We start from the raw sequence: 25,786 nt of genomic DNA on the forward strand, positions 1-25,786 counted from the left end.
AGCTGAAGCTTGCGGCAGAGCCGTATAAGAATAACGATAGGACGGGAACTTGAGTGTAAAAATTAAAAGCTTCCGAACCGGATTATCCCCGGTTCGGAAGCTTTATTTGTGTCTGCTGACGGCTATATATCACCGGCATTTCGAAACTCGATTTTTTCGATCTTCATAACAGAAATACCGGAAGGCGTTTCAATCGAGCATACTTTTCCGACAGCTCCCAGAAGCAGACAGCTTCCGATCGGAGAGAGGAAAGAAATATAGTTGTTATTCGGATCTGCTTTGGATGGGAAAACAATCGTAAATGAATCGGTTTCATGATCGTCCATATACCGGACAAGGACCCGGCTTCCAATTAAAACACGGGAATGAAGCATTTCTTCATTAAATTCTTGCATCAGCTGTGTTAACTCAAGGCAATAATCCATTAGATGCTGCCGGGTTGTAGTGCGGATTTTGGACTGATTAGGCGTATAAAGCTCCAGAAATGTAGTCAATTCTTCGTCAAAATAGACCAACTGTTGAATAAGCTGCGTTTTGGCCCCTAATAGACTATGGTTCATAGAAGATTTCACCTTCCATTCTCAAATCCATTTCAACCGGCTGTGCATGACAAACCCTTTCCATTCTTGTTTCCTCCTCATGAACAAATAAGACTCCTCCAGGGAGCCTCTACTTTTATAGTATCAGAATCGGGTTGAAAAGCTATCTTTCATTTTCGACAAAAAAAATAGGTCTTTAATATTTCTAAAACTAATTGAAAGCTGGAAAAAGATAAGCTACAATGAAAAAGTAGTTACCAAAGGTTGTAAACGAGGGGAATGATAAGCAGAATTAATAAAGTTTTCTAAGTAGTCTTATGAAAACGTTTACAGCTTGTCCGAATTACAGGCATCTTACTTGAAAAAGGAGAGAATTAAAATGGAATTTTTGAGAACAAACCGCTATGCAGCAGGGCTTTTGCTGATATTGAGGCTCTATCTGGGATGGAAATGGATGACCGCAGGCTGGGGCAAAATTACGGGTGGATTTGATGCTTCCGGCTTTATTAAAGGTGCGGTTTCCAAGCCGGTTATCGACAAAGCAACGAATGAATTGGTATACCCGACGTATCATGCTTTTCTAGAAAATGTTGCATTACCTGGTATTGGCGTGTTCAACAATCTCGTACCTTGGGGAGAATTTCTTGTCGGATTAGGTCTAATTTTGGGTGCATTAACGACCGCTGCCGCGTTCTTCGGACTGTTAATGAACTTCATGTACATGTTTGCGGGAACAGTGAGCTCCAATCCATGGATGATACTTCTTGGTGTGTTCGTAGTAGCTGCTGGCGCAAATGCAGGTAAGTTCGGCGTCGATTATTATTTACTGCCATACCTGCGCTCCAAATTCGGAAGAAAAGCACGAGTATCCGGTGTCTCCGATCGTTCTCCTATTATGGATTCATAGAAGTCTTAGTTTGACAATGATTGTATGGTTATGGGTAGTTACTGACCGGTTAAACCGGTTTTACAAAAGGGTAAGCACCTGCAAGGCCCGTTGGCCTTCTTTGTAAGCAGGTTGGACTTTAATGCGTCACATTACAAAACTTAAAAAACCTCCCCGGAAACGGGGATTTTTATTTTGTCTGCCATCCATATCGCCCTGCAATTATACTCTGCAAATTGGGGATAGTTTGTTCATTGATTCCGTGTCGGACTAGCTTGTTTGATGAATTGATGTATTCCTTGTGTTAAAATGCGTAGAAGTGGGTATAGTCCATTGACTGTACGCACTTTTTTCTTTGTAAAACGTTTTAAAATTGGTAAATTGGTTTGTTTTACGAAGAGAGCACAGAATAATCTTAAACGGTGTAGCGGCATAATCCGCGATCAGGAGGTTAAACAGTGAATATTATAATTAGGCAAGAGCAAATTGAAGACGTTAACGAGGTCTGCCATGTAGTTCACAGAGCATTTGAATCTGCCGACTATTCAGACCATGATGAGCATAATTTAGTAAACAGGCTTAGGAATTCGACGAATTATATCCCGGAGTTGTCTCTTGTAGCTGAATACGAGGGCAAAATCGTGGGTCATATTCTTTTTACAGAAATAAAAGTAGGTAACCAAGTTCTGATTACCCTTGCACCTGTTGCCGTATTACCTGAATTGCAAAGCAAAGGCATAGGGAAGAAGCTGATTATGGAAGGCCACAGAATAGCCGCACAGCTTGGTTATAAGGCTTGCGTTGTGCTGGGTCACGATAAGTATTATCCGAAGTTTGGTTATAAGAAAGCGAGTCAATATGGTATAGAAGCGCCATTCGAAGTTTCTGACGATAGTTTTATGGCAGTTGAGCTTATTGAGGGCGGTCTTGCGGATGTCCATGGCGTTGTAGAATATGCTAAACAATTTTTTGAAAAGTAGATTACGTTTTACGACAAGAACAGAAAACGGGCACAACAAGTCGATGAAGAATATAGTAAACAAACGGGAAACGAAAGTGGAGCAGCTGCAGCGGCAGTTGCTCCACTTTTCATTCATAGAAGGAATGACCTCTTTGCTTGAAAAGTATACCGCTGTTTATTTGATTTGGGAGTCATCTAGAAAAGGAAAACGTTACAATAGTATTGAATTTCCTACTATCAAGTGATGTATTCTATGAAGATCAATGACCATTTATTGTGGGGCAGCGAGAGGGGAAAAGTGATGGTTACAGGTGTCATATTTGATTTAGACGGGACTCTGCTGGACAGGAATCTTTCACTGCTTCATTTTATCGATGCCCAGTATGACAGCTTGTTCAAAACGTATATGGAGAGCAAAGATGTTTTTATAAAACGATTTATTGAATTAGACCACAGGGGATACGTCTGGAAAGATAAAGTGTACCAGCATCTTATCGCAGAGTATCGTTTACCCTATACATGGGAAGAGCTGCTGGACGATTATCTAAACGGATTTCCAAAGCACGCCCTATCCTTTCCGAATACTATACCGCTATTAGATGCCTCAAGAAGAAAGGTTATAAGCTGGGTATGATTACGAATGGATTTAAGGATTTTCAGTCAGCAAATATAGATGCTCTTGGAATTCGCTCTTTTTTTCATGACATTCTGATCTCAGAGCAGGCGGGACTTCGCAAACCGGATCCGGCTATTTTTAGACTGGCGGCTGAAAAACTGCAGGTTAAGCTGCAAAACTGTGTATATATCGGCGATCACCCTGTGAATGACGTTGCTGCGAGCCGGTTTGCAGGTATGCGAGGGATTTGGAAAGAGAACATCTGCTATCCGGATGATTTTGAGTATGATGGAATCGTAAGAGAATTGCTTGAGATTGAACCTATTCTGGACAAATGGAACTGCACAAATTTAATTGATTAGATTAATGATTAATACCATTAATTAATATTATATGGAGTAAATACGTATGAAAATAATCGGCACTATTTTAGCATGTTTGCCGTCCAGACAGCACTTTAAATAAACAGGAGGAGTTAAATTGATTACAATCGGATTTGTCAGGCATGGTAGTACGCAGTGGAATAAGGAAGGAAGAGTTCAGGGGAGTTCGGACATTCCGCTAGATAAAGACGGGTTGGATGAAGCTTCTCTACTCGCTGAACGAATCAGTCATGAACAATGGGATCGGGTCTTCTCCAGTTCTCTCCTGCGTGCGCTGCAAACCGCTAACAAATTAGCTCTCCATACCCGAGAAACTAAGGTCCATTTAGATCTAAGATTGCGGGAAGCAGGCGGGGGACTAATTGAAGGAACAACGGAAGCGGAACGAGTGGCCAAGTGGGGAGTAAATTGGAGAGAGCAGGATCTTGGGATAGAAAACGCGGAAAGTATGATCTCTAGAGGTACTTCTTTCTTAGATGAAATGTCTGCCCAATATGCCGGACAACATATATTGATCGTCAGCCACGGGTCTTTTATCCGTACGATGCTTAGAAAGCTTGTACCGGATACAGGCAGGGATACGGTTTTGGATAATACGTCTTTGTCTGTCCTGCGCTACGATCTCTGTACTTGGAGCTGCGAGCTGTATAACTGCACCCGGCATCTGATTGGGCGGGAGACGGCTTATGAAGGGCCATCCCAGGAAACGGAAAAAATCGTACGCTAAACAACGCGTTATATGAAAAACCCGATCCTAAAGGCATGACTGAGGAAAGACGAGGCACGATATAATTTTCATAAAACAATTGGCTTAACTGAACTCCTGAGATATTGTCGCTCACGATTTGTAACTCCTTTCAGCAAGTGGGTGCCAACTAAATATAGACTATCTATCTCGGATTTGAAAAAATCAAAGATTAGCTCATGTCTGTTATTTTTGTCGGGAGGATGGGCAAACGGGAAATTGGCTTTTTATATCCATTATTGGGCAGACTAGCAATAGGTGTATTCTTTAATATTGCGTAAGGGGCTCGAGACTAAATGGAATTATTTATCATGGTGCTAATGCTGCTCATGCTCATTGGCTTGTCCAATGTCATCAACCGATTTATTCCGTTCGTTCCGGTGCCGCTTATTCAGATCGCACTTGGAGTGGCGGCAGCCTATATGCCTGGGTTATATCATGCGCCTTTGAATCCCGAATTGTTCCTGGTCTTGTTTATTGCGCCGCTGCTCTTTAATGACGGGAAAATCACTCCGCGTGACGAACTGTGGAAGCTTCGCGGTTTCATCCTGCTGATGGCGCTCGGACTGGTATTTGCCACCATCCTAATTGCGGGCCCGTTTATTCACTGGCTTATTCCGGCGATCCCTCTGTCGGCTGCGTTTGCTCTCGCGGCGATCTTATCGCCCACGGATGCGGTAGCTGTCGGTTCTCTATCCGGACGAGTCAAGCTGCCCGGCAAAATCATGCGTCTGCTCGAAGGGGAAGCGCTGATGAATGACGCATCAGGGCTGGTTGCGTTCAATTTTGCCATCATGGCGACCGTGAGCGGGCAATTCTCACTGCCCAAAGCAATCGGAAGCTTCATTGTTATAGCCGCTGGCGGACTGCTCATTGGTGCGCTGCTTGGCTTCCTTATCATTTGGCTGAGGGTGTTCCTCCGGCGCCTCGGTATAGAAGATGTAACGCTGCACATGCTGCTTATCATTCTTACACCGTTTCTTATCTACCTGGCGGCCGAAGAGTTTCATCTTTCCGGTATCCTGGCTGTCGTAGCGGCAGGAGTCGTTCATGCGGTAGAGAGAGATCGGCTGGAGTCGAGTTCCTACCGTCTGCGTGTCGTATCCGACAGCACCTGGTCGGTCATTCTTTTTTCCCTGAATGGTTTTGTGTTTCTTTTACTCGGACTCGAAATACCAGGTGTTGTGGTGAAAATATGGGAGGACCCCGCTTACAGAAACGGACAAGTAATCGGTTATATTTTTGTGATTACTGCCGTGCTGATGACGCTCAGGTTCTTATGGGTATGGGCCACAGACCGGGAGATCCGTTCGGCGCTGCTGACCGCCCTCTCTGGAGTCCGTGGAGCCTTGACACTATCGGCAGCATTCTCCATACCATTGATACTGGCGGATGGAAGCCCGTTCCCCGAGCGGAGTCTGATCTTGTTTATATGTGCAGGTGTCATCCTGCTGACTCTCATTTCGGCCAGCGTGCTCCTTCCCCTGCTGACTCGAAGGTCCGAAGAATCGGGCACCGATACCCGGGACCGGACTGAAGAAGAACGCAGTGCGCGAATCCAGGTGCTCAGTGCAGGGCTGCGGTCGGTACGAGAAGAGATGGACGATGAGAATACACCGGAAGTGCTGGAGCTGATTTCCGACTATAACCGCCGTCTGCAGCAGACGAGATTGGAAGGCAAATCAGACTTCGGGGAAGGCTGGAAAGCTGCAGTCGGCATCCGTCTCGAGGCATTGAAGGCGGAACGAAGAGTCGCAGAAGAGTGGCTGCTGGACAAGAGAATCTCACAGGAGCTGGCAGACAGATTCCGATCTTCTCTTAGCCAGATGGAGCTGATCCTGACGAACCGGCTGAAGGTAAAAATTCTGCTGATTCTGGCGAGATCAGCCTTGTCCCGAATGCTTAAAAGGAGCAGGAAGGAGTTAATGACGCCTTCGCATCCAAGCTGGGATACGTTCAAAGCATTGAAATTGGAGGCAATTAACGCGGCCATTGATCAAATGAAGCATTTGGTGACAAAAGAAAATAAGGATACGGTACATAGTGTCATTGCTGATTACCGTGATATGGAGCTGTATCTACAGAACGACAGATACCGGGGTTCTTCCAGGAGCAAGCCCAGCTTGAAGCGCAGGGAGCTCGAACTGAAGGCGATCCAATCCGAAAGAAATGAAATTCAAAGAATGTATGAGCAAGGAGATATAGATCGTAACCTGGCAGGTGTTCTGAGAATGAATGTCAATTACCGCGAAGCGAGTATGTTTGCATCCAAAACAGTTCATGCAGATGTTTAAATCATGGACAGTTATTCATTATAGGAGTCCGCAAGATTAGCTTGCGGACTTTTTTTATTTGTTGAATGCTTCAATACAATTCTACTATAGTCCATCCTTATACAAAATTTAAGGAAAACTATGGAAGTGGTTCTGATATAATAAGCAGGTGCGCTAATTAGAATTAATAAACAGATTAATCCATGGATTAGTTTGTTGCGAAAGGAAGCAAAATCATGGGAATTAAAGCGGTATTATTTGATTTTGACGGAACATTAGCGGATACACTGCCACTTTCATTTGCAGCATTCCGTTCCGTTTTTTTGAATTATGAGAACCGACAGATGAGCAACGAAGATATTATACATACGTTCGGACCGACTGAAGAGGGGATTATCGAACTTCATATTAGCGATAAAAAGTCCGTAAAAACGGCCATCGAACATTATTATGAAGTATTTGAGAAAGATTTTGATCAATCGGTCAATCAACCGCAAGCAATTATGGAACTGATTGAAGAATTGACCCGGTCGGGTATTAAACTGGGGATCATAACCGGGAAGAGCAGAAGGTGCCTCGATATTTGTTCTGTTAAATTAGGACTGGAAGGGAAATTCGTGCTTTCTATTACGGGAGATGACGTTGTGAAAGCCAAACCCGATCCGGAAGGAATCTTAAAGGCTATCCGGCAAATGGGGCTTACAAAAGAAGAGGTTATCTTTGTAGGAGACAGCAATGCTGACATGACGGCCGGGAAGCTGGCAGGTGTTGTTACAATAGGCGCCCAGTGGTTCGGAACTGTTCAGAATCAAGAATTGTCACCGGCTCCGGATCATGTATTAACAAGTACGTTTGAGTTGATTAAGCTGGTGAAAACGCTTAGAACATAACCCCATCATTTTATTCCCACAAGTAAAAGTAAAAATGTCACAAAACAGACTAACCAAATATATCCAAATACTGCTATACTAGTCTAGCTTTGAGAAACAGATATACTAGGGGGCAGGAAAAGATTTATGTGGGATGCAATAGGAATAATTGGAATGTTAGCTTGCCTAGTTCTGCTGGTCTGGGCCGTCATTTCGTTGGTTAAGCGTAACGGAAAGGCTAAAAAAATGTTTATAGGTTCGGCTGTTTTATTCATAGTCATGGTGATTGGGGCTGTGAATTCATCTTCATCCAAGCCGTTAACCAATCCGCCTGCGGCTCCGGTTATTTCGCCGTCGGCTGTGCCGACGCCAACGGCTGAAGCCGCTGCGACACCAACAGTGCCAGCAACATCGACACCAACCGCGACACCTGCGTTGGAGCCGGCATCTACCGCAGCCGCTGAGCCAGCTACGGCATCGGCGGCGACGCAGGCACCTGTACCGTCAGAGGCGGCACCTGTATCTGCAGCACCAAAGCAGGAGTCTCCTAAAGAAGCCGTAAAACCGGCATCGACCGCCGCACCGAAGCCAGCAACGGGCAAGCCGGCACCAACACCCAAGCCAGAATCCAGCACTGCAAATGTGTCTTACAAAAACTGCACAGAGGCAAAAGCGGCTGGAGCCGCTCCTCTTTATGAAGGCGATCCGGGCTACAGCACGAAGCTGGACAGAGACCGTGATGGAGTTGCCTGCGAGAAATAACACTAGGACTGGCCCGGAAAGGACGGACTCCCCTTACAGTAGACAGGTTAGATAACATAACCTGCTGCTTTAAGGGGATTTTTCATGTCATTATTTTTTCATGTCATTGTTATGATATGGTTTTTACAACAATTTACTAGGAAAGAGGAGATCACTTGAACAAGCCGGAGCAAGACGTTCTTCTTCGTACGGAGAGATTCGTACAACAGTGTCTGGTTCGCGACAGCAGCGGTCACGACTGGTGGCACATACACCGCGTCAGACAAATAACCCTAAGTCTTGCCGCGCAAGAGGGAGCGGATTCATACGTATGTGAACTGGCGGCCTTATTACACGATGTAGCGGACGAGAAACTTAATGATTCCAAAGAGTCCGGCCTTAACAAGGTTAGATCTTGGCTGGAACAAAACCAGATTGTACCTGATCAAATAGACCATGTCATGGAAATTATATCGACCCTGTCATATAACGGAGGATCCAATCCGCCTATGCGCACGCTTGAAGGCAGGGTTGTTCAGGATGCGGATCGTCTGGATGCTCTGGGGGCCATCGGGATTGCGCGTACTTTTGCCTATGCAGGTTATAAAGGACATCCCATGCACGATCCGGACACAGCCCCCAGTGCCTTAATCGATGCTTCGAACTACAGAACAGCAAAAAACGGAACGGCTGTACATCATTTTTATGAAAAGCTTTTTAAAATAAAGGACACTATGAATACGACTTACGGCAAGGAGCTGGCTCTCGAAAGACACGAGTACATGGAGCAATTCCTTAATCAGTTCTATAAAGAATGGGAAGGGGAGTAGCAACCATACGGGATCAACCACACGAACACAATCGCCAGATAGAATCAAACTATTATCGTATAGTTATAATCAAATACTAGGAGGATATAAGCTTGCTCGACTATTTATCCATACATGCGCAAAAAGCCTATCGTGAAATCATCAACATCACCGAGCATCCGGATCTGTTATTTTCAAACGACCCCGCATTACTTGCTTCTGAATATGCGTACAATTCAACTTATTTATTCGGTTTTAATCGCTTAATCCGTAAGAATCGGTTAACTACACCCATCCTTGCAGCTTCATTGAACGGTTTAATGGATGGGATAGAGAGCTACTTGCGCCGCTATTACACAGCCAAAGCTTTTGTTATAACCGTTAGTGCTGATCCGCTGGTTCCGGCTTTTAAATTGTCCGTTGTTTCTTATTATGAAGAACGTCATCAGTTAGACGGGCTTGTTTCTTTGGAAGAAGTTGTAGAGTGGTATAGGGCGAATGCCTGCTGGGATGGAATCAAGATCGTGAGTGAAGAAAAGCCGATTAATGGAATTTTTTGCGAAGATACAGAGGAGGCGAAAACGGAAATTATTTATCCTAGACATTGTAGAGTCTTATAGTTAACATAATAAATATTATGTTAACTATAGTTTAGAATAAGTCATTAATTTATGTGTTGTAACTTGGCTGCTATCTGGAGAGTTATATTTTCACTCAAATAACACTCAGATTTAGCTTTTGTATTAGATATTCCTGGCGCTGTGGCATTGCCTCAATTTGGATTATAAGATATTGCGGGAGCTAATGAAAAATGGAACCACTACATGAAGGATTTTTATTCTTCCATACAAGTATTTGAAGGAATCGCTGACTTGATGAGCCAGTTAAAAAGCGAAAGCGCCGTTCAAGGGATTGTAACTTCATAAACGACAGAAGAATTGAACAATGATTTTGTCCCATTCGGACTGACCAAATATTTATCACACATTGTTTGTGCAGACGATACACAGCGGCATAAACCTAATCCGGAGCCTTTGCATACATTTTTGGGAATTGGCTAATGCCGATCCAGTCACCTTCATTTATGTTGGGGATACAATTTATGACTATGAATGCGCGCGGGATGCTGGTGTAGAATTTGGGTTAGCTCTATGCGGATGTAAAACCACTCCGACCCTACTATAAAGCATCAGAATTCACTTATAAACCTGATTATATGATTCATAGTGTATTGGAATTTATAGACCTTGCTACACCGCAGGCAAGCCAATAGAGAAAAGAGGGCTGATCCCCCGGGCTACGTCTTAATCTAGTGTTCGTATTCTTACTTATATTTCACTCTCACGGCCGCTGAAAAAGTAATTTCGCCGGGTTCAATAGGGGTAACGACCGATGCGCTTTGAGTAAAAGCGACCGCTTTGTAAGGGACGGGGCCGCCTGCAAGAGTGATTTCTTCAACCTCACCCGGAACGGGAGGTAAAGAGACACCAAGCGTTCGTGCGACGGTTGCGGCTTTGTGCTTGGCGTTCACAATAGCGGTAGATAAAGCTTTGTTCTCATATTCTTCCGGCTTAGCTGCGGCAAAACGGATGCTGTTCACCGTATTGGCACCATTTACTACAGCGGTGTCCACAATCGTTCCTGTCTGTCCGATACGATCTGTTGTAACTTGTAGGAGATGAGTTACTTTGTAGCCCCGGAAAGTTTGCTTGCCGTCCTGGAAATCATACTGCATATCGATCCGGAAATCTTCTGTCTGAATGTGTTCACCGGGAATACCTAACCCCTTCAAAGCGTTGATGATGCGGGTCATGATGGCGGCATTCTCTTTTTGTACTTGGCTGAGTACCGTTCCTTCCGATATCGCACCCAGCACTATGAGGGCCCGGTCCGGTACGGCTGTAATTATTCCCTGACCTGTGACCTCTATAATGGGAATCTTGCCCGCTTGAACGGAGTCAGGGGGATGGGGCCGGTAATCCGGATAAGGATTCATACGGGATAACTCCTTTCATTTCATTGAGTTTTACATTTACTATATGGGGGAGCAAGTTTCTTTATTCGGTGACCGTACTATTTCTGCTTGAATGGAAAATAATACGGTCAGAGCTGTGAAGCAGAAGCGGCACATTGGAAGTATTACCTGAACCAAACACAAAAGAGCTCCGGCTCAACAATCAGCTGGAGCTTTTTCTGCAACATAAAAGTCTTAACTTCGAATTAGGTTTAAAATTTTTTCAGTTATATTATGAAACCCGTTTGGTAGTGATAGCTCTGTTATTGAGAAGACGAAAATATTATCTTTTGTTGTTTCTAATCCTTCTGGGAGATCATCGTAAGTTATAAGGAAATTAGGAACTGCTTCATATCGGGTAAGTGTTTCGCTTATGTTTAAAATCAGCATATGTGAACCATTTTCATTAACATATTGGCATCCGAAAGTTTGAGCCCAGTACCAAGATTGGAATAGGTGCCAAGTACTCTCACTATTGCTTTTATCTTTAAATAAATGATTATTGAAAATACTCGATCCGGCATTACAAGAAAAAGACGCATTCAGCATTTTAAGCTGTGTGCGTCCTTTAACAAGTGAAGCTACTTACGGAGTCGAATATCAGAACGAAAACGCTTCGATGCATAGGACCCCAAATGTACTTTATTGGGTACAAATGTTTATGACCAATAAGAAATCCCATCCATTTCAACCTTGCAGGACCATGACTGCCTCACCACCGGTATCCTCTTCTCCGGTCAACCGGAAACCGAATGATTCATATAATTTCATTGCGGGGAAATTTTCCTTGTGGACACTCAAGTAGATTCGCTTACATGAATATTCTTGGCGGATCTGCCGCAGCAGCATGGGGAAAATCTTCCTTGCATAGCCTTTCCCCTGGAAGTGGTAATCAATCATAAATCTGTCCAGCCATACCTCGCGGCTCATCAGATCCAGCCCGTACATCGCATACCCGATTAATGTGTCTTCATCATAGATCCCGATGGAAACCCAATTTGTTTCAAACTGGGATTCCGCCAGGGAATAAGCATTGGATTCAATAAAAGTCTGTTGGTGTCCGGCGACGGTCAGCTCAGCTACACCGCGCCAATTCTCGGAAGTAACCTCTCGGATGCAGAGGCTCATAAATTTCATCTCTCTTCGTTTATTTTTAAAGTAGTTTGTGAATATTTCTTTGTCCGGCTTTCATCAAATAGAAAAGAATGAAACCGGCAAGGAGGAGTGCGCAGCTCACCAGATAAATCGTCTTAGGGACGGTAAAGGTATCTGTCAGCACCCCGCCGAGGAATGGACCGACAATCATACCGACCGCGTGGAACATGTTGAAAAGCGAATATGCGGCGCCATATGAGCCAGCATTGCCGCCGGAGTCGACAATCGTGCCGAGCGTTGACAAGGTCGGGGACAGCGCGAAGCCGACGCTGGCGCCGACCAGCAGCATGGCTCCCGCCTGCTGCCACATCGTCTGCGAAACTGCGATAAGAGGCATGGATGCGGCCAGGCATGCCAGACCGATCAGCATCAGATATCGCGGGTTCCAGCGGTCCGCCAGCATGCCGGAGAGGGGCGCCACGGCGCCGTATGCGACCGACATGACGGCGAAGAGCAGCCCGATCATGGACGGGCTGGCGGCCACGCGTTCGGTCAGGAACACAGGCAGAATCGGTTCCAGCAGCGTGAGGACCGTTTCGGCCGTCAGGACGACTCCGGCGATGAACAGCACGGACCGGTTGCGCAGCAGATAGAGCGCATTGGTTTTTTCTTCCTGGATACGCGGCGGTTCCCGGAGCAGGAAGAAAACCAGCCCGATGCACACCACCGTCAGTCCTGCTGCAAAATAGAACGGCATGGCATAGCCGCCGAAGTCCAGCAGCCAGCCCCCGAATGGAGCGCCGAGCAGAGTGCCGAGGGACATGCCGGTTAAGGCTGTCCCCATAGCTCCGCCGCGCATCTTCGGAGGAAAAAGGTCGGCCAGCAGCGCGAGAGCGGCTGTCCATGTGGCGGCTGCCGCTATTCCCTGCAGGAACCTGGCGCCGATCAGCATCCACATGGTTTCCGCATACGCGAACAGCAAGGTAGATAGGGTCATCCCCGCCAGGCCGATCAGAATGGGCTTTTTCCGTCCGATTCTATCCGATAAGGGCCCGAGAATAGGGGTGAAAGCAAACAATGCGATGGCATAAGAGCTGAACAAAATGCCCGTCAAAGTAGAAGATGGCTGAAGCTTCTGAGTTAAATAGGGAGTTACCGGTATAATAAGACTATAGAGCAGCATGTCTATAAAAAGGATGGCAATGACCAGACTTAGGCCAGTCAGCTGGACCCGGGTCATTTTATAACGCGAAGACATTTTCTTTTCACCTCAATCAACGTGTCTAACAAGCAAAGTTATATTAATTAGTCTGTCTTAGAAAAGGCGGTACACCGGAAACTAAAATTGTTTTTATAGTTTTCGCGGTCAAAAAAGAAAGAATAAAAGCGGATTTATCTTTTATTCTCCGGGATAAGGCCATAAAGCAGAATATCAACGATCGATAGTAGAGCTTCGGAGACCGTGATCTGATTTTCCTGGTAAAAACGCTGATCGAGAGTCGAATTGGTGCCGTCAATAATCAGTTTCATGATTAAAGAAACGTTGATATCAAGCATTTCTTTCTGCTCAATGGCTTCCGTGATTAAGAGGCGGAGCGCATTCCAGTCGTCGGTTAATTCGTTGTCGACCTTGCTCCACTGCTGGGGGTAGTAACGCTTCATCTGATCGAGAATGCGCAGATCATAGAATTCCCAGTGGATCGGGAGTACTGTAATAACCCCTCTAATCTTCTCGATTAGGGAAAGATTCTCATCCTGAATAATACGGTCGGTTATTTCATTGCGGTCAGCTATGGATTGATCAATAATGGCATCGAGAATATCAACTTTAGCATCAAAATGTTCATAGAGCGTGCGTTTGCTGATTCCAAGTCTTTTGGCGAGATCATCCATTGTGAACTTCATGCCGTTCAGATGGATTTCTTCAATAAATGCCGTCATAATCCGATGTTTCATCTATCAATCCTCCCTTGATCTGGAGAAAAAACTCAAAACACTATTATAGTTTTCATATATACAAATCTATTCTAGCTTATATTACTGCCAAGTTCAACTACAGGGTAAATTTACCTGATACAATATTAGTGAACAAGATCAAGACACTTGAATTATCAAACAGGAAAATGCCTATAGACCGCGAATACTCCTAATCAAGGTACTAAACATCCCTGTTCGGATATTTCAGCATAAGAAAGGAATCTGCCACTTCTATGGATACCGTTACACACGCTTTGTTCGGCTTAACCCTATATGGCGCAATCGACAAAAGCAAAATGTCCCAGTGGGATAAACGCGCGCTTCTGTTCACGACTGTCATCGGCTCTGAAATTCCCGATATTGATGTAATCTCTCAGGCCTGGGATACGACCGGCCGTTATCAAATGTGGCATCGGGGAATCACTCATTCCGTGTTTCTGATTCCGGTATGGGCGGCTATGCTCGTGATCTTCACCAAGCTGTTCTGGGGCCGTGCGAGCCTGAAACTGTTTGGGGTGGGGGCCCTTGCCGTCTTCATTCACAGCACGAGTGATTTGTTTAATGCTTGGGGAACCGGTTATCTCGAACCGGTATCAAGCACAAGAATTACCTTCGGTACGATTCCGATCGTGAGTGTAACCTTCTGGCTCATCATGCTGGCCGGACTGCTTACTGCACGTCACAGCCGGGGAAAATGGGCGCCGCACCGCATTTTCAAAGTGGTCTGGCTGCTTATTGCCCTTCATGTTGGCATTCAATCGGTTCAAGGTTATATGCTGTACCAGCAGGCCCAGACCAAGTACGAGCAAGTGGCGTTGTCCGCGGATTTTGTGCCGGGCGTGTTTACGATTATCGGGAAAACAGGCGATCAAGTGGAGTTGACGAAGGGATCCACATGGGCCGGTCAACGGACCGTTGCTTCTCTAAAGTCAAGCGAGAATGCCGATTTGGGTGAACTGTTTACCGGTAATCCCAAAGCGAAAACCTTGCAGGAATGGTCTCCGTTCGTCGTGGTGGTAGATGATGGGAAAAAGCTGGGTATCTATGATCCCCGTTTTTACCGGGATGGTCAGTCCTTCTTGTTCGAAAGTATAGAACGTTCTGCAGCCAAATAGGAAGCGGAGCGGATAGAACATCACTAATCTGAAAAATACCCTTACCTTTGTGTTACAAAGGCGGGGTATTTTTATTTTTACCGGTCGGATAATCTGTATGTCAGCAATTCTTAGCTCACTATGTATTCCATAATTTGGAACAATGCTTTGATTTGAATTATTCCATCGTGGGGTTCCGCGCTTAACAATTTGAGCAGCCCGCCAGAACTATGATGGTTTTTAGCTGGGAAGACAGTTTTGCAACTTCGGTTCGACAAGTATGGGAACACAGAATAAAGTGTTTTCCAACCTCACGACTAGGAATACTGGATATTAAAGCTTGCACAAAAGGATGGGCATGGTGTATAGTCATTCCTAATCATACCAATCATACATAACCCCATATTTGTGGGAACAGGTGCGAAGCCAAACGGCTTAGCTTAAAAGGGAAGTCCGGTGAAATGCCGGCGCGGTCCCGCCACTGTAACAGATGAGTCCGGGTAAAGGCCACTGATCGATAAGATCGGGAAGGCACCCAAGGACGATGATTCTGGAGCCAGGAGACCTGCCTGTTCTGACAACACTGCTTCACCTACGGGAGATAGGGAGGTGTTAAAGATTCCAACCACTGCGCATTCATACAGAGGGTGTCTTTATCCTTGTCTTATCGGATAAAGTCACCCTTTTTTTATTTTCATCGGAGTTCCAGATCATTCATATTTCAGGAGGTAACATACATGACTAAAGTTAAGAGCAGCAGCTTGGGCTACCCGAGAATCGGGGGCGGGCGTGAGTGGAAAAAGGCACTTGAAGCATACTGGTCCGGCAAAATTAACGAAAGCGAACTTTACAGCCGTTTGGCGGAAGTCCGTCTCGCAAGCTTGAAGATTCAGCAGGAGAAAGGGATCGATTTGATTCCGGTTAATGATTTCACTCTCTATGACCATATGCTGGACACTGCAGCTATGTTCGGATTAGTTCCGCAGCGATTCAGCAGCTACAAGGGCGGCGTGGTGCCGCTCGATATATATTACGCAATGGCAAGAGGTGCCGAGGGTGCGACAGCCTGTGAAATGACCAAATGGTTCAATACCAATTATCATTACATTGTTCCTGAATTAAACGGAGCGGAGCCTGAGCTTGTCGAGAACAAACCGCTTCTGGCTTACCGTGAAGCCAAAAAACGGCTGGATATTGAAGGTAAACCGGTGCTGGTCGGTTTGTTCACTTTCCTGAAATTGTCCAAAGGCTACAAAGCAGAGGAAACGGATGCTTGGATCGACAAGCTCCTTCCCCTGTACGAACAAGTTCTGCTGCAATTGCAGCAGGAAGGAGTACAGTGGGTACAAATCGACGAGCCGATTCTCGTGACTACACTTTCAGAAGAAGATCTTACAAGGGTTGAGCGTATCTACAATCAGCTGGGAGCAGCCGTTCCCGGAATTAAGATTCTGCTTCAAACGTATTTCGAATCCGTGGACGCGTACAGCAGAATTGTACAACTTCCTGTCGCAGGAATTGGCCTCGATTTCGTGCACGGAGGCGAGCAAACGCTGAGGTCTCTGGAGAAGGAAGGATTCCCGCAAGATAAGGTGCTCGGAGTCGGTCTGATTGACGGCCGAGGCATATGGCGTGCGGATTTATCCGCTAAACTCGGCGTTCTGGAGCGGGTGTTTAAAGTTGTAGCGAAGGAGCAAGTCCTGATCCAGTCTTCCAGCAGCCTTCTTCATGTGCCTGTCTCCACCTCGTATGAAGAGAAGCTGGAGCCAGTCCTGAAGGATGCGCTTGCTTTTGCGGATGAGAAGCTGGACGAAATCATCTTGCTTGCTAAAGCCGCATCGGAAGGAGCGGACGCCATCCGCACTGAGCTCGAGCAGAACGGACAAGCCCTGGCAGCTCTGCAGACATCGGCGGCGCGCAGTAATAAGACCGTGCAGGCAGCTGCGCTTCAGCTTAAACAGCAGCCGGCCGCCCGGCGAGAGAGCTTCGCTGAGCGCAGGACAGCGCAGCGTGAGCGCTGGCAGCTGCCGCTTCTGCCGACTACGACGATCGGGAGCTTCCCGCAATCGCCGGAGGTTAGGCAAGCCCGTGCCAAGTGGAGAAAGGCGGAGTGGAGCGACGCACAGTACCGCGATTTTGTCCGTCAAGAAATTAACCGGTGGATTCGCATTCAGGAGGAAATCGGTCTGGACGTCCTCGTACACGGCGAATTCGAGCGGACCGATATGGTTGAATTCTTCGGAGAGAAGCTGGACGGATTCGCTTTCACACAGAACGGATGGGTGCAGTCGTACGGTTCCCGTTGTGTGAAGCCTCCTGTCATTTACGGTGATGTGGCTTACACCAATGCGATGACGGTGGATGAAACCGTCTACGCCCAGTCTCTGACGGACCGTCCGGTCAAGGGGATGCTGACAGGTCCGGTGACGATCCTGAACTGGTCGTTTGTCCGGGATGATCTGTCACGGGAGCTGGTCACCTACCAGATCTCACTCGCGTTAAGCCAAGAGGTAAAGGCACTGGAGCAGGCCGGAATCGGTATGATTCAAGTGGACGAACCGGCACTGCGGGAAGGTCTGCCGCTCAAAAAGCGGGATCATGCGGAGTACCTGAACTGGGCCGTTGATGCATTCCGCAGCTCTACCTCGGATGTGGAATCCACGACCCAAATTCACACGCACATGTGCTACTGCGAGTTTAACGATATGGTCGGGTCGATCCGGGATCTGGATGCGGATGTTATATCCATCGAGACCTCCCGCAGCCATGGCGAACTCATTCACAGCTTCGAGGAACACACGTATGACAAAGGAATCGGTCTAGGCGTCTACGATATTCACTCTCCAAGGGTTCCTTCTGCCCAAGAGATGGTCAGCATGATTCATCGCGCTCTGCGTGTCCTTGACCCGGAATTGTTCTGGATCAACCCCGACTGCGGCTTGAAGACACGAGGCAGCGAGGAAACGATCGCGGCCCTGCGCAATATGGTGCAAGCGGCCAGTGAGTCAAGAGAAAGTCTTACTGTGACGAACTAGTCGGCTGTACGGATTTACGGATAGATTTTCGTGTAAAACAGGGCACCTGAACAGGGAACCTTATATAAGAACGAATAGGTCAGTGTATTCCGCTTAGCAAAAAACACACAAAAAAGGGCTTGGATTCAGGCCCTTTTTTGTGTGTCTCTTTTTACTCCAGGGGAGTGCCGTCTTTCCCCGGAACGATCCCTGCCTCTGAAATCAATCAATCATTCTGTATCAAACCGACTTCTTTACAAAGCTCGATCAATTGAAGCACTCCTTAGAACTGCGGGCGGTTGCATCCCTGAATGCTGAGGAGTGCATTTTTAGTGATTCGTTGGCTGTTTCTATAATCTGATGCTTTCGGTCCGTGAATCCTGCACGGGCGAATTTCTTGCTGCACTCGTTTAGGGTAGTACATGTGAGACTCGGTTCATAAGCAAATAAATCCCAATCTGCTGCTGTGCTGGCCACAGCAGCGGATTGGGATTTTGCCGGTCCGGCAAGCGATAGGAAGGCTGTTGGAACCGACAGCAAGGAGAGAAGGTCACGTCTTGGAGCGAAGTACGCTCTCGATGACTTGCTTCATACGTCTCCCGGAACGGTTCCATGACCAACGAAGCATGTCTTTACGGCCCTGCATGCCTTTTTGGCGGCAAAGCCCGGGGTTCTCATAGGCAAGACGCATTTGCTTTCTGAGGCTCGCCAGGTCAGCTTCAGCCCACCGTTGTCCCTGCTGTGCGAATAAGAATTCGAATTTTTTCGAAATGGAGTGTTTCATGCTGGCAGCCGTCGGACGCAGGTTGTAATCAACGAGGAAAGAGTTGCCGTTGTCGACAAAATCCATGTGTCCGCCCCAACCCGTAGCAATAACGGGAGTCCCGCTTGCCAGGGATTCAAGAAAAGGAAGCCCTACACCCTCGCCGCGGGTAGGAAGGACGAAAGCATTCCCTCTGGTATAGATGCCTTTAATTTTACGGCGATCGGCTCGGCCATTCATGATATATAGGGACGCCGTTTTCTTTGTAATCCCGAGCTCTTTCTTATATGCGCGGATCTGACCTTGTATGTTCGATCCGCTTCCGCTTGTCTTGATTAGTAAAGCCGCACGATCAGCTGAGGAGAATTCTTCCCAGAAAGCCCTTAATAAGGCTTCCGGATTCTTCCGGTGCTGAAAAGTAAAAACGGATACGAACACAAATGTCTGCGGAAGAAGCGGGAGTGATAATTTAGGATTTGCAGGTGTAAATTTGTTTGTATGCACGCCATGAGGGACGATGAATACAGGAACCTTGACTCCGCTGTCCCGCAGAGCTTTCTGGTTCTGGTAAGAAGGAACGCATACGGCATCAAACCGGTTAATATTCGGGAACCAGCTGCGTGGGATTTTAGTCGTTTCCCAAACCGTATTAAGCAGGAGTACATCGCTGTTTTGACGAGCTTGATGGATATTTAACGTATTAGGGTGACCGTGATGTATCAACACGCGTTTTTTGCCCGGGGCATAGCCTTTGTGAATTAATTGCTCCAACTGATCCGTCCTCTTACGGAATTGGCCGCTTCCGTGTTTCCTGGACTTGATTTTGACATCGACTCCTTGGCGGTGAAGAGCAAGGGCATACTCTCTGCTTGCAGTGTTAATTCCGCTGGAATTCCTGACAGCTCCATTCCAGATCACCTGATAACTCCTCACAATAACCCTCCTTTACTTACTCTATGCACACATAAGCCGGGAGAGATGGGTCGTAGTCGTTAAGCTTATGCAGCAGGATGCGTCATTCCGAACTCATTGTTCTATCACATCAAATGAAGCGTATGTAGGCTCCATTGCTCTGGCTTAGCCCTATACTATGCACTTGATATGCCGATGGAAGCGGCGGATGGAATCTCTTATCAGAAGGGGCTGTACGTACGACGCGGGGATAGAAGAAGGGAAGATGCGGCGGAGAAATCTCTAAGAAGGTGCGGCCTAAATGAGATGTAAGGAAACCATGGGAAGCAAGGCTGATAAAACAGCTGAACGAGTCGATCCGGACAGAAAAAAGCCCGCTGATGTAAACATCAACGGACTCTGTGGAACGTCTTAGCGGTTCTTATAGAATTCCTCAGCTTTAACAATAAAGCCCTTTTCTTCTTCAGGAAGCTCTTCATCCCAGAATACAGCGCCTACCGGGCAAGCAGCCTCACAGGCTCCACATTCGATGCAAGTATCGGCATCGATGTAATATTGGTCTGGACCTTCGGCGATACAATCCACCGGGCATACGTCAACACAATCAGCCGCTTTCTCATCAATACAAGCCGAAGCAATTACGTAAGTCATTTGAAATCACCTTTCCTTTGCGGGTTGTCGTTTCTAATTTTATTGTACTAAGAATTCTATAGACAAGCCAACTGTTTAAGAACCTTCTCAGCTAACTCGTCAAAAATTTTGCGCTGCTCGGTATGCTCCGGATAAACCGAGGAAGCCGTTTCCGCTTCGTCCGGCTGGGCTGCGCCCAAGGAACGAAGCGGGATTTGGGCCAACAGTTCAGTCTCCATCTGTTTAGCAAGTGCGGCGCCGCCGCCCCGGCCGAACAAATCGTGCCGGATTCCGGCCGGGTCCGTGAAATAAGACATGTTCTCAACGACACCCAGGATCGGGTGGTTCGTCTGCCGGGCCATTTCACCGGCACGGGAAGCGACATGCTGGGCGGTGGGATGGGGAGTGGTCACCAGAATTTCGGCGCAATGCGGAATTCTCTGGTGCACATCCAGCGCGATATCACCTGTACCCGGGGGCAGGTCGATCACGATGATATCCAGCGGTCCCCATTCTACTTCGTTCAGGAAGGTCGTGAACATCTTCGCCAGCATAGGCCCGCGCCATACAACAGGCTTATTGCCGGCTACGAAGAACCCGGTCGAGATCACCTGGAGTCCTTCACGCTCAATCGGCATAATCCGATTGTTCTGCTTCTGCGGCCGTTCCTCGATGTTCATCATGGATGGGATACTGTGCCCGTAAATATCCGCATCAATGACACCGACACGCTGGCCGGATCGCGCAAGCGCAGCAGCGAGGTTAACCGTCACCGTGGATTTGCCGACGCCTCCTTTGCCGCTGGCTACGGCAATAAACCGGATGCCGGATTCTTCAGAGACGATGGAAGCGTAAGCAGGCATCGCGGGTGCTTTATGTACAGGAGGCTGTGCGGGTTTGTTCAGCCTGGAATTGACGATTTCTTGTCGTTCCCGGGGAGATACCTCTTTGAACCGTACATGTACATCGGTTATTCCTTTCGGGCTTAGTGCTCGTACAATCTGATCCTTGTACCACTCCTGTTTATCAGACATATCCGTACTAAGAGTGACTGTAAGTGCGGCATAATCCCCGCGAATCATAATGTCACGGATAAGTCCCAAATCAGTAAGAGGCAGTTGATGCTCTTCATCTGTCAGATGAACAATAGCAGAGATAATATCTTCTTTATTCATGTTTTATCACCTTCTGTCAGCTCTGTCCTTGACCGCCCCTCCCGATCAGTCTTATACCGATGTTCCTGCAGTCACCAGATGCAAGTCGGCCATCCCGATAGTTATTTAACAGGTCAGATAACGGATCGGAATAATCGGGATGTGCATTCGGACCTTCATTGACTGAAGGCCTTATAACTTTGAGTTTACCACGCTTGCCGGCGCTGTGCTAGGTCCCGCCGCTGTCAAAAAAAGAAAGCAGGAAGGAGCCGGGCAAACGAATACGGGCGTTTCTTATGTAAGTTAGCAAGTTATTTTGTGCAAGAAAATCAGGCAGGAACCATCGGCAGAAGATCTATAGCCGGAATCGGATCGACAAGTGCGGAAGCTGATAGGTTAGACCAACCTCCTCGACTAACAAAGTAGCATAATAGGGTAATTGTAGAACACTAAAGATTACCTAGTCAACAACCACATAGAGCCGATGATTAATAATTTCTGGTGAGCACTTGACATCTGGGTTAAGGGTTATAATAATTAATATACGAATATGTATAAAAACTCCCGGAAAGCACCTAAATCCGGTTTCTATTGAATGGAGGTCACAGGCGATGGATCTGTTTGCTCAAATGGGAGGAGAACGGACAATTCAACGTATTGTTGAAGCTTTTTATCCGAAAGTACTCGAAGATCCGCTGCTTGCTCCCTTATTTCCCGAAGATATTTATCCCGTAATGGAAAAGCAGAACCTATTCTTGACGCAGTTCTTCGGAGGCCCCCCTCTGTATACGTCTGAATTCGGACATCCGAGAATGAGGGCACGTCATATGCCTTTTCCTATCACGCCCAGGCACGCGGATGCATGGCTGGATTGTATGAGAAGGGCACTGGAGGAAGTAGTTCCGGATGAGGACCTGCGTCAGGCTCTATTAGAACGGCTGTCCGTCTCTGCGCATTTCTTTGTGAATACGGATGAACAGGCTACCTGACTACAAGCTTTTCTTTTTTTGAAAGAAAGGTCCGTAGCATAAATGCAGCAGGGATTGTAAAATAGGACTTAAATACAAATGAAGGAGCAATTTCAGATGAAGTTAGTTGGTATTTCAGGTACTATTATCGGTGCCAAAACCGAGATTGTAGTAAGCAGCGTGCTGGAGCAGGTTAAGAAACACTATCCCGAAATCGAAACGGAACTTCTGGATCTTAAGAATTTCGATGTCCAGTTCTGTGACGGACGTGATCCTTCTCAATATACGGGCGATACGAGAGCGGCTATGGATATGATCGAATCCGGTGATTTTTTCTTGATCGGAACTCCGATTTACCAAGCTTCCATGTCAGGCGTGCTCAAAAATTTATTCGACTTGATTCCTGTTACAGCGCTGCAGCAGAAAGTAGTTGGTTTTGTAGCAACGGGCGGAACCTACCAGCATTACCTGGTGATCGAGAATCAGTTGAAGCCGATTGCAGGATTTTTCAGATCTTTTGTGGCGCCTAGCTACGTCTATGCTCATGACGATCATTTTAATGAATTTAAAGAATTGACCGATCCGGACGTACTCGCAAGAATCGAGAAATTAGCTCATGAGCTCGTTTTTATGCAGCAGAGATTGAAGTCCGTGGAATAGAGAGTGAGTGCTATGATAGAGTTAAAAGGCCGCAGCATTGTTAAAGAGGTTGAGCCTGTCATCGGCTCTACTATCCTGGAGCTAGCGAGAGAGCATAAAGTCGACTGGGGTTTTAATTGTACGCGGGGAACTTGCGCACGATGCCGCTGTCACGTTAGCGAGGGCATGGAGCATTTAACGGAACCGGCGGAGATCGAACTCGTCCGGCTTGAGCCCGAAGAGATTGAAGAAGGCTTCCGGCTTTCTTGCCAAGCCAAAGTTCTGAGCGCAGGAATGGTTAAAGTGAGGCACCGTCCGTATTTTTAAAGCGAATGTACGAATTATACTTAAATTTCTTAATGGTTGCGTTCAAATTCAAGATACCCAGGTATTTCAACTTTGTTGAGATACCTTTTTTGGTTCTGTTCAGAGGATGCGGACTGCTGCCGATAGTTTCCAAAACAAAAAAGGATACGGACAAATCATCCCGCATCCCTTTAGAACCGTACGAACGGAACATTACAACTCCTGAAGCCGGATTCGGAAGGTCGTTCCCTGGCCCAATATACTGTCGATCTCAATTGTACCGTGGTGCAGATTGATGATTTTATGCGCAATAGACAAACCGAGACCACTGCCGGAACCCGGACGCTGGCGGGCTTTATCCGCTTTATAGAACCTGTCGAAAACATAGGGGAGATCCTCCTCGGCGATTCCTGCTCCGGTATCACGGATCGTTACCGTGCAGCTAGCCGCCGTGTCTGAGGATATATCTTTTTGAATACAGACAGAAAGTGTCCCCCCCAGTTGTGAGAATTTGATGCTGTTGGTGATCAAGTTAAACCAGACCTGATGGAGAAGCTGCGGATCTGCCGTAATGACGACCTCGGGGAGATCAAGATCCAGCACGATCTGTTTCTCCGCCCACTGCCACTCTGTTGTGATCAGAATTTGGCGGATTTGTTCATCCAGCCGGAAGGATTGGGGCTTAACCAGATTGGTTTGTTTGTCCAGAGCGGCAAGTGTCAGCAGCTGTTTGCTGAGTGACGAAAGCCGCTTGCTTTCTTCCTCGATAATGTGGAGATAGCGCGTCTTCTCCTCCGGATCCGCTGTTCCCGTCAGAATCGCATTCGCAAATCCCTGGATCGATGTAAGGGGAGACTGGATCTCATGGGACACATTCGCTACGAATTCAAGACGCATGTCGTCGAGTTTCTTCAAAGATTGGGCCATTTGTGCAAAATGGCGGGCAAGATTGCCAATTTCATCTTTTCTTGAGACGTCCATGACCATGTCATAATTCCCGCCGACGATCTCATTGGTAGCTTGAGTCAGTTTTTTGACAGGCTTAACAATGTAGCGAGTGAAGATAGCAATAAACAGAGTGCTGAAAATAAACGTTAATACAAACAGAAGAGCGACGATCACCCGTACTTCTCCAATTTGCTGCTCTAAATTAGGACGTACGAACAGAGCATACGTCGTATCGCCGGCCTGGATTGGAATACCTATACTGTTGCGCAGGCTGTTCTCGAAGAAGCCTGTGATCATAAGAAAATGCTCTTCTTCCTTTATGCCGTTGTAGGTTTCACCGCTTAGAACTCGCTCGATTGCTTCAGTCGCAAGTTTAGTGTGCTTGAACGGTTCCCCGTAATAGGTTCCCGACAACTTCTCATCTACCGTATACAATTGGAAGCCCAGGTTTGCAATCCGGGTCAAGTAATTGGCAAGCTCAAGCTGTGGAGTCTGCTCGTACAACTGCTTAATCTCTTTGGAAATGTTCAGGATTTTCCGTTCATTATAGTCTTTAAGCTGGTACATATAGAAAGCGTTAACGGCTGCCAGCGCAAGGATACTGCTGAGCATGGCAATGAAGATATAGGTAATCACGATCCGGATATATAACGTTTTCATGAAGATTGGGCCTCCAGTTTGTATCCCAGACCCCGCACAGTAGTGATGACGAAATCATCTCCGCGGTCTATGAACCGTTCCCGCAATCGTTTGATGTGGACATCGATCGTACGGCTGTCGCCTTCATAATCCGAACCCCAAATAAGCCCGAGCAGCTGTTCCCGTGTAAAAATACGCCCGGGATGGCTCGCCAGCTGCGCCAGGAGTTCAAACTCTTTGAGGGGGATGACTCTTTTGTCGTCACCGCATAGGATTTCATAACTCTTCCGGTCAATTTGTGTCTGGCCCAGCTGGATAACAGCGGATGAAACCATCTGATACCTCCGCAGCAGGGCTTTGATCCGGAAAAGCAGTTCCTTGGGCTCAAACGGCTTGACCAGATAATCGTCCGTTCCGGATAGGAACCCCTTCTCCTTGTCTTCCAATTCTCCTTTGGCTGTTAACATAATGATGGGAATATCATAAAATTTACGGATCTCCTTGCACAGCTCCCAGCCATTTTTGGCCGGCATCATGACATCGACAACGGCCAAATGGATTTGTTCTTGTTCCAGCAGGAGCGAGGCATGTTCGCCATCCACGGCTTCTTTGACGGAATAGCCTTCCTTCTTCAAAAGGAAACGCAGCAGTTCACGGATATGCGGATCGTCATCCGCGATAAGGATTTGAAGTCTCACCATTCACACCTTCTCCAGTCCAGTAAGGATCCATTTGCAATGAACAAACCTTAAACGAATCCGGACGAAATTTCAAGTGAATGAATAGTGCCGGTGGTTTGGCGATTCAAGCA

The 25,786-nt window shown here is 46.9% G+C and carries 26 protein-coding genes and 1 riboswitch; of the genes, 16 read left to right on the forward strand and 10 right to left on the reverse strand.

The features are described from left to right. Positions 1–122: 122 nt before the first annotated feature. Complete coding sequence (locus AR333_RS14055; protein ID WP_068775962.1) at positions 123–560, reverse strand: GreA/GreB family elongation factor; 438 nt, start codon at positions 558–560, stop codon at positions 123–125. Between the two features lie 352 nt (positions 561–912). On the opposite strand from AR333_RS14055, the gene AR333_RS14060 reads away from it, so the two are divergent. The 11 genes from AR333_RS14060 (at position 913) to AR333_RS25760 (ending at position 9,883) form a co-directional block, all read left to right on the forward strand. Continuing rightward, positions 913–1,446 (forward strand): DoxX family protein, encoded by a 534-nt coding sequence (locus tag AR333_RS14060; protein WP_172798874.1) that lies wholly within the window; start codon positions 913–915, stop codon positions 1,444–1,446. Between the two features lie 437 nt (positions 1,447–1,883). Continuing rightward, on the forward strand, positions 1,884–2,405 hold the full coding sequence (locus tag AR333_RS14065) for a GNAT family N-acetyltransferase (protein ID WP_068775964.1): 522 nt from the start codon (positions 1,884–1,886) through the stop codon (positions 2,403–2,405). Positions 2,406–2,639: 234 nt separating this feature from the next. After that, positions 2,640–3,020, forward strand: coding sequence for an HAD hydrolase-like protein (locus AR333_RS25425; RefSeq protein ID WP_253735840.1), 381 nt, complete (start codon positions 2,640–2,642; stop codon positions 3,018–3,020). Then, the gene (locus AR333_RS14070; RefSeq protein ID WP_253735841.1) at positions 2,906–3,364 is read left to right on the forward strand and encodes an HAD family hydrolase; all 459 of its coding nucleotides are present in this window, start codon (positions 2,906–2,908) and stop codon (positions 3,362–3,364) included. The genes AR333_RS25425 and AR333_RS14070 overlap by 115 nt, the downstream gene beginning before the upstream one ends. Positions 3,365–3,482: 118 nt before the next feature. Then, positions 3,483–4,112: a histidine phosphatase family protein gene (locus AR333_RS14075; protein WP_068775965.1), complete on the forward strand. Its 630-nt coding sequence runs from the start codon at positions 3,483–3,485 to the stop codon at positions 4,110–4,112. Between the two features lie 314 nt (positions 4,113–4,426). Then, positions 4,427–6,424 (forward strand): Na+/H+ antiporter, encoded by a 1,998-nt coding sequence (locus tag AR333_RS14080; protein ID WP_068775966.1) that lies wholly within the window; start codon positions 4,427–4,429, stop codon positions 6,422–6,424. Positions 6,425–6,639: 215 nt separating this feature from the next. Beyond that, positions 6,640–7,293: an HAD family hydrolase gene (locus AR333_RS14085; RefSeq protein WP_068775967.1), complete on the forward strand. Its 654-nt coding sequence runs from the start codon at positions 6,640–6,642 to the stop codon at positions 7,291–7,293. Positions 7,294–7,446: 153 nt separating this feature from the next. Then, positions 7,447–8,034, forward strand: coding sequence for an excalibur calcium-binding domain-containing protein (locus tag AR333_RS25175; protein ID WP_216638976.1), 588 nt, complete (start codon positions 7,447–7,449; stop codon positions 8,032–8,034). Positions 8,035–8,189: 155 nt separating this feature from the next. Beyond that, positions 8,190–8,843 carry an HD domain-containing protein gene (locus AR333_RS14095; RefSeq protein ID WP_068775969.1) on the forward strand — a complete coding sequence of 218 codons (654 nt, stop codon included), beginning with the start codon at positions 8,190–8,192 and terminating at the stop codon, positions 8,841–8,843. A 92-nt stretch (positions 8,844–8,935) separates the two neighbouring features. After that, positions 8,936–9,442, forward strand: a complete 507-nt coding sequence (locus tag AR333_RS14100; protein WP_068775970.1) for a hypothetical protein — start codon at positions 8,936–8,938, stop codon at positions 9,440–9,442. A 318-nt stretch (positions 9,443–9,760) separates the two neighbouring features. Further along, complete coding sequence (locus AR333_RS25760; RefSeq protein ID WP_084783668.1) at positions 9,761–9,883, forward strand: HAD hydrolase-like protein; 123 nt, start codon at positions 9,761–9,763, stop codon at positions 9,881–9,883. Between the two features lie 263 nt (positions 9,884–10,146). On the opposite strand, the gene AR333_RS14105 is transcribed toward AR333_RS25760, so the two are convergent. The 4 genes from AR333_RS14105 to AR333_RS14120 all read right to left on the reverse strand — a co-directional run bounded on the left by AR333_RS14105 (position 10,147) and on the right by AR333_RS14120 (position 13,887). Then, positions 10,147–10,818, reverse strand: coding sequence for an SIMPL domain-containing protein (locus tag AR333_RS14105; RefSeq protein ID WP_068775971.1), 672 nt, complete (start codon positions 10,816–10,818; stop codon positions 10,147–10,149). A gap of 705 nt (positions 10,819–11,523) precedes the next feature. Beyond that, entirely contained in the window at positions 11,524–11,964 is a 441-nt protein-coding gene (locus tag AR333_RS14110) for a GNAT family N-acetyltransferase (RefSeq protein WP_068775972.1), read from the reverse strand. Positions 11,965–11,989: 25 nt separating this feature from the next. Then, complete coding sequence (locus AR333_RS14115) at positions 11,990–13,189, reverse strand: MFS transporter (protein WP_068775973.1); 1,200 nt, start codon at positions 13,187–13,189, stop codon at positions 11,990–11,992. A 134-nt stretch (positions 13,190–13,323) separates the two neighbouring features. Continuing rightward, the gene (locus tag AR333_RS14120) at positions 13,324–13,887 is read right to left on the reverse strand and encodes a TetR/AcrR family transcriptional regulator (protein ID WP_068775974.1); all 564 of its coding nucleotides are present in this window, start codon (positions 13,885–13,887) and stop codon (positions 13,324–13,326) included. Between the two features lie 254 nt (positions 13,888–14,141). Between AR333_RS14120 and AR333_RS14125 the strand changes: the two genes are divergently transcribed. Together AR333_RS14125 and metE are read left to right on the forward strand one after the other, a co-directional pair. Further along, complete coding sequence (locus AR333_RS14125; protein WP_068775975.1) at positions 14,142–15,023, forward strand: metal-dependent hydrolase; 882 nt, start codon at positions 14,142–14,144, stop codon at positions 15,021–15,023. Positions 15,024–15,401: 378 nt separating this feature from the next. Further along, positions 15,402–15,590: riboswitch (cobalamin riboswitch) on the forward strand. A gap of 149 nt (positions 15,591–15,739) precedes the next feature. After that, complete coding sequence (gene metE / locus AR333_RS14130; protein WP_068775976.1) at positions 15,740–18,037, forward strand: 5-methyltetrahydropteroyltriglutamate--homocysteine S-methyltransferase; 2,298 nt, start codon at positions 15,740–15,742, stop codon at positions 18,035–18,037. A 529-nt stretch (positions 18,038–18,566) separates the two neighbouring features. Here the strand turns inward: metE and AR333_RS14135 are convergent. The 3 genes from AR333_RS14135 to AR333_RS14145 form a co-directional block, all read right to left on the reverse strand. Next, entirely contained in the window at positions 18,567–19,712 is a 1,146-nt protein-coding gene (locus tag AR333_RS14135) for a glycosyltransferase family 4 protein (RefSeq protein ID WP_068775977.1), read from the reverse strand. 390 nt (positions 19,713–20,102) lie between these two features. After that, positions 20,103–20,342 (reverse strand): 4Fe-4S dicluster domain-containing protein, encoded by a 240-nt coding sequence (locus AR333_RS14140; RefSeq protein ID WP_068775978.1) that lies wholly within the window; start codon positions 20,340–20,342, stop codon positions 20,103–20,105. A 56-nt stretch (positions 20,343–20,398) separates the two neighbouring features. Then, the gene (locus tag AR333_RS14145; RefSeq protein WP_068775979.1) at positions 20,399–21,496 is read right to left on the reverse strand and encodes an Mrp/NBP35 family ATP-binding protein; all 1,098 of its coding nucleotides are present in this window, start codon (positions 21,494–21,496) and stop codon (positions 20,399–20,401) included. Positions 21,497–22,086: 590 nt separating this feature from the next. On the opposite strand from AR333_RS14145, the gene AR333_RS14150 reads away from it, so the two are divergent. From AR333_RS14150 to AR333_RS14160, 3 genes are all read left to right on the forward strand, one after another. Continuing rightward, entirely contained in the window at positions 22,087–22,464 is a 378-nt protein-coding gene (locus AR333_RS14150) for a globin (RefSeq protein ID WP_068775980.1), read from the forward strand. A 96-nt stretch (positions 22,465–22,560) separates the two neighbouring features. Next, positions 22,561–23,103, forward strand: coding sequence for an NADPH-dependent FMN reductase (locus tag AR333_RS14155; RefSeq protein WP_068775981.1), 543 nt, complete (start codon positions 22,561–22,563; stop codon positions 23,101–23,103). 12 nt (positions 23,104–23,115) lie between these two features. Then, on the forward strand, positions 23,116–23,409 hold the full coding sequence (locus AR333_RS14160) for a 2Fe-2S iron-sulfur cluster-binding protein (protein ID WP_068775982.1): 294 nt from the start codon (positions 23,116–23,118) through the stop codon (positions 23,407–23,409). Positions 23,410–23,601: 192 nt separating this feature from the next. On the opposite strand, the gene AR333_RS14170 is transcribed toward AR333_RS14160, so the two are convergent. Both AR333_RS14170 and AR333_RS14175 read right to left on the reverse strand, forming a co-directional pair. Continuing rightward, positions 23,602–24,996, reverse strand: coding sequence for a cell wall metabolism sensor histidine kinase WalK (locus tag AR333_RS14170; RefSeq protein ID WP_068775984.1), 1,395 nt, complete (start codon positions 24,994–24,996; stop codon positions 23,602–23,604). Then, positions 24,993–25,673, reverse strand: coding sequence for a response regulator transcription factor (locus AR333_RS14175; RefSeq protein ID WP_068776119.1), 681 nt, complete (start codon positions 25,671–25,673; stop codon positions 24,993–24,995). Before AR333_RS14175 ends, AR333_RS14170 begins: the two co-directional genes overlap by 4 nt. Positions 25,674–25,786: the final 113 nt, after the last annotated feature.

The organism is Paenibacillus sp. FJAT-26967, from assembly GCF_001541095.1.
Lineage (GTDB): Bacteria > Bacillota > Bacilli > Paenibacillales > NBRC-103111 > Paenibacillus_F.

Coding starts and splice junctions, on each gene's coding strand:
- AR333_RS14055 (WP_068775962.1), bottom strand. CDS start 560: ATGAACCATAGTCTATTAGGGGCCAAAACGCAGCTTATTCAACAGTTG.
- AR333_RS25425 (WP_253735840.1), top strand. CDS start 2,640: ATGAAGATCAATGACCATTTATTGTGGGGCAGCGAGAGGGGAAAAGTG.
- AR333_RS14070 (WP_253735841.1), top strand. CDS start 2,906: ATGGGAAGAGCTGCTGGACGATTATCTAAACGGATTTCCAAAGCACGC.
- AR333_RS14080 (WP_068775966.1), top strand. CDS start 4,427: ATGGAATTATTTATCATGGTGCTAATGCTGCTCATGCTCATTGGCTTG.
- AR333_RS14085 (WP_068775967.1), top strand. CDS start 6,640: ATGGGAATTAAAGCGGTATTATTTGATTTTGACGGAACATTAGCGGAT.
- AR333_RS25175 (WP_216638976.1), top strand. CDS start 7,447: ATGTTAGCTTGCCTAGTTCTGCTGGTCTGGGCCGTCATTTCGTTGGTT.
- AR333_RS14105 (WP_068775971.1), bottom strand. CDS start 10,818: ATGAATCCTTATCCGGATTACCGGCCCCATCCCCCTGACTCCGTTCAA.
- AR333_RS14110 (WP_068775972.1), bottom strand. CDS start 11,964: ATGAGCCTCTGCATCCGAGAGGTTACTTCCGAGAATTGGCGCGGTGTA.
- AR333_RS14115 (WP_068775973.1), bottom strand. CDS start 13,189: ATGTCTTCGCGTTATAAAATGACCCGGGTCCAGCTGACTGGCCTAAGT.
- AR333_RS14120 (WP_068775974.1), bottom strand. CDS start 13,887: ATGAAACATCGGATTATGACGGCATTTATTGAAGAAATCCATCTGAAC.
- AR333_RS14125 (WP_068775975.1), top strand. CDS start 14,142: ATGGATACCGTTACACACGCTTTGTTCGGCTTAACCCTATATGGCGCA.
- metE (WP_068775976.1), top strand. CDS start 15,740: ATGACTAAAGTTAAGAGCAGCAGCTTGGGCTACCCGAGAATCGGGGGC.
- AR333_RS14140 (WP_068775978.1), bottom strand. CDS start 20,342: ATGACTTACGTAATTGCTTCGGCTTGTATTGATGAGAAAGCGGCTGAT.
- AR333_RS14145 (WP_068775979.1), bottom strand. CDS start 21,496: ATGAATAAAGAAGATATTATCTCTGCTATTGTTCATCTGACAGATGAA.
- AR333_RS14150 (WP_068775980.1), top strand. CDS start 22,087: ATGGATCTGTTTGCTCAAATGGGAGGAGAACGGACAATTCAACGTATT.
- AR333_RS14155 (WP_068775981.1), top strand. CDS start 22,561: ATGAAGTTAGTTGGTATTTCAGGTACTATTATCGGTGCCAAAACCGAG.
- AR333_RS14160 (WP_068775982.1), top strand. CDS start 23,116: ATGATAGAGTTAAAAGGCCGCAGCATTGTTAAAGAGGTTGAGCCTGTC.
- AR333_RS14170 (WP_068775984.1), bottom strand. CDS start 24,996: ATGAAAACGTTATATATCCGGATCGTGATTACCTATATCTTCATTGCC.